This window comes from Corallococcus sp. AB038B (assembly GCF_003668955.1).
Classification (GTDB): Bacteria; Myxococcota; Myxococcia; order Myxococcales; family Myxococcaceae; genus Corallococcus; species Corallococcus exiguus.
This window is the reverse complement of sequence record NZ_RAWO01000226.1, coordinates 1-410: the sequence shown is the minus strand read 5'-3', so window position 1 is coordinate 410 and position 410 is coordinate 1. Positions and strand designations below refer to the sequence as shown.

General features: G+C 67.8%; 2 protein-coding genes. Both read left to right on the top strand.

Going from position 1 to position 410, the window contains the following annotated elements:
- Positions 1-175 (top strand): ATP-binding protein (locus tag D7Y04_RS43105; RefSeq protein ID WP_233601874.1); only part of this gene is annotated, 175 nt, incomplete at its 5' end.
- On the top strand, positions 157-410 hold a 254-nt coding region (locus D7Y04_RS43100), incomplete at its 3' end, for a response regulator (RefSeq protein ID WP_121763083.1). The genes D7Y04_RS43105 and D7Y04_RS43100, both read left to right, overlap by 19 nt.

Sequence of the window (410 nt, the reverse complement as noted above, 5' to 3'; positions counted from 1 at the left end):
GCCCTTCTTCACCACGAAGGACGTGGGCGAGGGCACGGGGCTGGGGCTGTCCGTTTCGTATGGTCTTGTCAGAGACCATGGCGGCTGGATTGCCGTGCGCAGCGAGCTGGGACGCGGTAGCTGCTTCTCCATCTACCTGCCGAGCGGAGGGGACACATGCCAGGCCGCGTCCTGATGGTCGAGGACGAGCGCGAGATGCGCGCCATGTTGGAGAAGGGGTTGACCCGTCGGGGCTACACGCCCGTGGCGCTCGGGTCCGCCGACGAGGCGCTGGCGCGACTGTCCGGCGAGGACTTCGACGTGGTGTTGACGGACCTGCGCATGCCCGGGATGGATGGGCTGGCGCTGTGCGAGCGCATCGTGCTCAACCGGCCGGACATCCCCGTCATCGTGTTGACGGCGTTCGGGAG